Origin of the sequence: Mesorhizobium sp. M7A.F.Ca.MR.148.00.0.0 (assembly GCF_003997735.1) — a bacterium.
In the GTDB taxonomy this organism is placed as follows: domain Bacteria; phylum Pseudomonadota; class Alphaproteobacteria; order Rhizobiales; family Rhizobiaceae; genus Mesorhizobium.
In genome coordinates this window covers 1-3626 of record NZ_RZTB01000228.1, presented here as the reverse complement: position 1 = coordinate 3626, position 3626 = coordinate 1, and the positions used below count along the sequence as shown (strand labels likewise).

Genomic DNA, 3626 nt, shown 5'->3' with positions numbered 1-3626 from the left:
ACGTGGCCAATCGGGCCGATGTTCACGTGAGGCTTGTTACGCTCGAATTTACCTTTGGCCATAATCGTTCTCCGTCTATTCTACCCGCTAAGGGGAAATTGTTATTCGCTCTTCAGATCCGGCACCGCGCAAGGAGCGCGACCCGGTGGCTAAGAAACCCTTAGGCGTATTTCTTCTGGACTTCCTGAGCCACTGCGGTCGGAACCGGCTCATAGTGATCGAACTGCATGGTGTAGGCCGCACGGCCCTGGCTCATCGAGCGCAGGTTGTCGACATACTTGAACATGTTCGCGAGCGGCACCATCGCGTTGATGACCACGGCCACGCCGCGCGCTTCCTGGCCCTGGATCTGGCCACGACGACCGTTCAGATCGCCGATGACGCTGCCGACGTAGTCTTCCGGCGTCACAACTTCGACCTTCATGATCGGCTCCAGCAGCTGCACGCCAAGCTTGGGTGCGGCTTCACGGAAGCAGGCGCGGCCGGCGATTTCGAAGGCCAGGACGCTGGAGTCGACATCGTGGTAAGCGCCGTCGATCAGCGTCGCCTTGACGCCGATCATCGGGAAGCCCGCGAACGGACCCGAGGTCATGACGCTGTTGATGCCCTTTTCGACACCGGGGATGTATTCCTTCGGCACGGCGCCGCCGACGATCTTGGTCTCGAACTCGAACTCGCTGCTGTCCGGGTTCGGCTCGAAGACGATCTTGACGCGAGCGAACTGACCGGTACCGCCGGTCTGCTTCTTGTGCGTGTAGTCCTGCTCGTGCCTGCGGGTGATCGTCTCGCGATAAGCCACCTGCGGTGCGCCGACATTGGCCTCGACCTTGAACTCGCGACGCATGCGGTCGACGATGATGTCCAGGTGAAGTTCGCCCATGCCGGAAATGATGGTCTGGCCGCTTTCCTCGTCGGTCTTGACACGGAAGGACGGATCTTCAGCGGCCAGGCGGTGAAGGGCGAGGCCCATCTTTTCCTGGTCGTTCTTGGTCTTCGGCTCGATGGCGATCTGGATGACCGGATCGGGGAATTCCATGCGCTCGAGAATGACCGGATGCAGCGGATCGCTCAGCGTGTCGCCGGTGGTCGTGTCCTTGAGACCGGCAAGAGCAACGATGTCGCCGGCAAAAGCCTCTTCGACGTCGGCGCGCGAGTTCGCATGCATCTGCAGCATGCGGCCGATGCGCTCTTTCTTGCCCTTCACGGTGTTGTCGACCGAGATGCCCTTGGTGAGCCTGCCCGAATAGATGCGGGCAAAGGTCAGCGAACCGACGAACGGGTCGTTCATGATCTTGAAGGCGAGCATCGACAGAGGCTCGTTGTCGTCGGCGTGACGCTCGATCTCGGCGTCGGTCTTGGCATCGACACCCTTGATGGCGGGAACATCGGCCGGCGACGGCAGATATTCGACGACGGCGTCGAGCAGCGGCTGCACGCCCTTGTTCTTAAAGGCCGAGCCACAGAACATCGGGTAGAACTTGACCGCGATGGTGCCCTTGCGGATCAGCGCACGGATCTCGTCATTCGACGGCATCTTGCCTTCGAGGTAATTCTCAAGCGCCGTCTCGTCCATTTCGACGGCGGCCTCGATCATCTTCTCGCGGTATTCTTCGGCACGAGCCTTGAGGTCGTCCGGGATCTCAACGACATCCCAGGCAGCGCCCAGCGTCTCGTCGCGCCAGACAAGCGCGTTCATCTCGACGAGGTCGACGACGCCCTTGAACTCGGTCTCGGCGCCGATCGGCAGCTGCATGACAACGGCATGAGCACCGAGGCGCGAACCGATCATCTCGACCGAGCGGTAGAAGTCGGCGCCGATCTTGTCCATCTTGTTGCAGAAGATCATGCGCGGAACGCGGTACTTGTCGGCCTGGCGCCAGACGGTCTCGGTCTGCGGCTCAACGCCGGCATTGGCATCGAGCAGCGCGATGGCGCCGTCGAGCACGCGCAGCGAACGCTCGACTTCGATGGTGAAGTCGACATGGCCGGGGGTGTCGATGATGTTGAAGCGGTGCATCTTGCCGTCACGAGCCTTCCAGAAGGTCGTGGTCGCGGCGGAGGTGATCGTGATGCCGCGCTCCTGCTCCTGCTCCATCCAATCCATGGTGGCAGCGCCGTCGTGGACTTCGCCGATCTTGTGCGACTTGCCCGTGTAGTAGAGGACGCGCTCGGTGGTCGTCGTCTTGCCGGCGTCAATATGCGCCATGATACCGAAATTGCGGTAGTCTTCGATTTTGTATTCGCGGGCCATCGTAGCTGCCTCTCAGTCTCGTTCGCGCTTTACCAGCGGTAGTGCGCGAAAGCGCGGTTGGCTTCAGCCATCTTGTGGGTGTCTTCACGCTTCTTGACAGCCGTGCCGCGGTTGTTGGCCGCATCCATCAGCTCGCCGGAGAGGCGGTCGACCATCGTGGTCTCGTTGCGATTGCGGGCCGCCGCGATCAGCCAGCGAATGGCCAATGCCTGGCGCCGCTCGGGGCGCACGTCGACCGGAACCTGGTAGGTGGCGCCACCGACACGACGCGAACGCACTTCAACATGCGGCGCGACATTGTCGAGCGCCTGATGGAAGACGGTGACCGGCTCCTGCTTGGTCTTCGACTGAACCTGGTCGAGCGCGCCGTAGACGATGGTCTCGGCAACCGACTTCTTACCGTCATACATGACGGCGTTCATGAACTTGGTGACGATCAGATCGCCGAACTTCGGGTCCGGATTGATCTCACGCTTTTCTGCACTGTGACGACGCGACATGGCTTTTGTCTCTCAATCTCGTAGCCCGACGCACTCAAGGAGCGCCAAGGCCGGAAAATCTTACTTCGGACGTCCCTTACTTCGGACGCTTGGCGCCGTACTTCGAACGGCGCTGCTTGCGGTTTTTCACACCCTGCGTGTCGAGCACGCCGCGGATGATGTGGTAGCGAACGCCCGGAAGATCCTTGACGCGGCCGCCGCGGATCATGACCACGGAGTGTTCCTGAAGGTTGTGGCCTTCGCCGGGGATGTACCCGATCACTTCAAAACCATTGGTCAGGCGGATCTTGGCCACCTTGCGCAGCGCCGAGTTCGGCTTCTTCGGCGTCGTTGTATAGACGCGCGTGCAGACGCCCCGCTTCTGCGGGTTCTGCTGCATGGCCGGGACCTTGTTGCGCTTCACCGGCGCAATGCGCGGCTTGCGGATCAGCTGGTTGACGGTAGGCATTAAACCCTCTTGTCTCTCAATTCCGTGTCTCGCCCGGTCAGGGCCGCTCAAAGCGTCATTTCCATACGCAAATTCGGGCCATAAACCGCGCCTCGCGGTCTTGCCCGAACAAAAGGCAGAGGAAGCGGAAGCCGCTTCGTGCACGCCGGAAATGTCTTTTCGCTCGTAAAACGAACCCTGTTTGAGGCAAACTCCAAAGCGTGTCGCTTCGGAAGGGAGAGCCTCACATCGGTTCTGACTGGGCGGCTTCTACTCGTAAGACCGCGGACCGTCAAGCCCGGAGCACTAAATATTGCGCGCCGACCAAGGCTTGGCAGCCATGCGAAAACCGCATGTAATTTTCTTTCGCATTTTTGCAAGAGCGAGGAAGAAAGTGACAAGCCTTCAGGCAAAGTGAATGGGTTTGCGCTGTTGCGCGGCCTTGCTT

General features: G+C 60.5%; 3 protein-coding genes. All 3 read right to left on the bottom strand.

From position 1 onward, the window contains the following. Nucleotides 1-160 precede the first annotated feature (160 nt). Nucleotides 161-2251: an elongation factor G gene (gene fusA / locus EOB49_RS33295; protein ID WP_027027748.1), complete on the bottom strand. Its 2091-nt coding sequence runs from the start codon at nucleotides 2249-2251 to the stop codon at nucleotides 161-163. 29 nt (nucleotides 2252-2280) lie between these two features. Continuing rightward, entirely contained in the window at nucleotides 2281-2751 is a 471-nt protein-coding gene (rpsG, locus tag EOB49_RS33290) for a 30S ribosomal protein S7 (RefSeq protein WP_008875664.1), read from the bottom strand. Between the two features lie 76 nt (nucleotides 2752-2827). Then, entirely contained in the window at nucleotides 2828-3199 is a 372-nt protein-coding gene (gene rpsL / locus EOB49_RS33285) for a 30S ribosomal protein S12 (RefSeq protein WP_006333356.1), read from the bottom strand. Between the last annotated feature and the right edge of the window lie 427 nt (nucleotides 3200-3626).

Coding starts and splice junctions, on each gene's coding strand:
- fusA (WP_027027748.1), bottom strand. CDS start 2,251: ATGGCCCGCGAATACAAAATCGAAGACTACCGCAATTTCGGTATCATG.
- rpsG (WP_008875664.1), bottom strand. CDS start 2,751: ATGTCGCGTCGTCACAGTGCAGAAAAGCGTGAGATCAATCCGGACCCG.
- rpsL (WP_006333356.1), bottom strand. CDS start 3,199: ATGCCTACCGTCAACCAGCTGATCCGCAAGCCGCGCATTGCGCCGGTG.